Below are 1697 nucleotides of genomic sequence, written 5' to 3' on the forward strand. Positions count from 1 at the left end.
ACTTCATAAATAACTCAACTTGCCTATTTTTCGCCTTTATCCCGGCGAAAAAAACGCGTGACCTGGGATATACTCGCTGCGAATTTCATCTCATTACACGCCTTTGGTGGCCTGGAGAAGTTTTGTTGCGCGTCAGTCGTTCTCTAACGATAAAGCAGATGGCGACGGTTTCCGCCGTGGCGATGGTGACCATCTGCATCTTTATTGTCATCCAGCTCTTTCACTTTGTGCAGCAGCGCAGGATTGACTACGCCCAGCAAATGGAAAATGTGGCGCACACTGTGCGTCAGCCGCTCTCTGAAGCGGTACTTAAAGCCGATATTCCGCAAGCCGAACGCATCCTCAATACCCTAAAACCGGCCGGTATTTTATCGCGTGCCGATGTGGTGTTGCCGAATGCCTTCCAGGCGCTGCATGCCGATTTCGCGCCGGAAAAACCGGTGCCACGCTGGGTCGCGCGCCTGTTTGAGCTGCCGGTACAAATCACGCTGCCGCTCTATTCCGTGGAGCGATCGGGCTTGCCGAAGCCGATTGCCTATCTGGTATTGCAGGCCGACTCCTCGCGCGTTTATCAGTTCCTGCTCAGCACCTTGTCGACCATGATCACTACCTATCTGCTGCTGGCGCTGATCCTCTCGATCGCCATCAGCTGGTGTATCAACCGCTTGATTGTGCATCCGCTGCGCGACATTTCGCGTGATTTGCAGGAGCTGCCGCCGCAGGCGATTCTGACTCATAAAATGAAGCTGCCGCATAACCATCGTGATGATGAAATCGGCATGCTGATCCGCAGCTACAACCGCAATCAGCAGGTGCTGGAGTCGATTCACGACGAAATGAGCCGCATGACCACCCATTTCGCCGTGACGGACCTGCCCAATCGCGCGTTGTTCCTTGCGCTACTCGAACAGCACATGAGCCATCGCCACAATCGTCAGGCGTGGGGCTTGATGGTGATTCGCATTGAAACGCTGCAGGAAGCCAACGGCGTACTGAGCGATGAACAGCGCGATACGCTGATGCTGACGCTGGTGGAAAAGATTCGCAGCACCGTCGACGATCACTCGCTGCTGGCACAAACCGGCCCCAGCGACTTCGCGTTGCTGATGAAGCGCGCGCACAATCCGTTCCGTGCCATGCGCCTGGCGCGTACCCTGATGATTCGCATCAATCAGCCAGTGAACCTGCAACAGCTGCAACTGCGTCCGAACGCTAGCATTGGTCTGGCGCTGCACGAAGAGAACAGCATTTCGGCCAGCGAACAGCTCGATCGCGCGACTTCGGCGATGATGTCGGCGCGCCATCAAGGCAAAAACCAGATTCTGTTCTTCGACCCGGCGCTCACCGAGCGGGCGCAGAAGCGTTTAACGCAGGAGCACGACATCTTGCAAGGTTTACAGGACGAGCAGTTTGCCCTCTATCTGCAGCCGCAAATCAATATGGAAACCGGCGAACTGGCCGGTGCCGAAGCGCTGTTGCGCATGCGCATGCCGGATGGCAGCTACGGATTGTCAGAAGAGTTTATTGCCAGCGCCGAAGAGATTGGTGTGATTTCGGCCATTGGCCGCTGGGTGTTTGAAGAGGCCTGCCGCATTCTGGCCGGCTGGCAGAAGCAGGGCATTAATATCCCGCTTAGCGTCAATATCTCGGCGGTGCAGCTGCGTGATGCCAGCATGGTTTGCCATTTGCAGGGCTTG

At 56.1% G+C, this 1697-nt stretch carries 1 protein-coding gene; it reads left to right on the forward strand.

Annotated features, from left to right (window positions below):
• Window positions 1-125: 125 nt before the first annotated feature.
• Window positions 126-1697 (forward strand): EAL domain-containing protein (locus RTY00_RS24485; protein WP_312666706.1); only part of this gene is annotated, 1572 nt, incomplete at its 3' end.

It is taken from the genome of Pantoea sp. CTOTU49201, from assembly GCF_032054795.1.
Classification (GTDB): domain Bacteria; phylum Pseudomonadota; class Gammaproteobacteria; order Enterobacterales; family Enterobacteriaceae; genus Pantoea; species Pantoea symbiotica.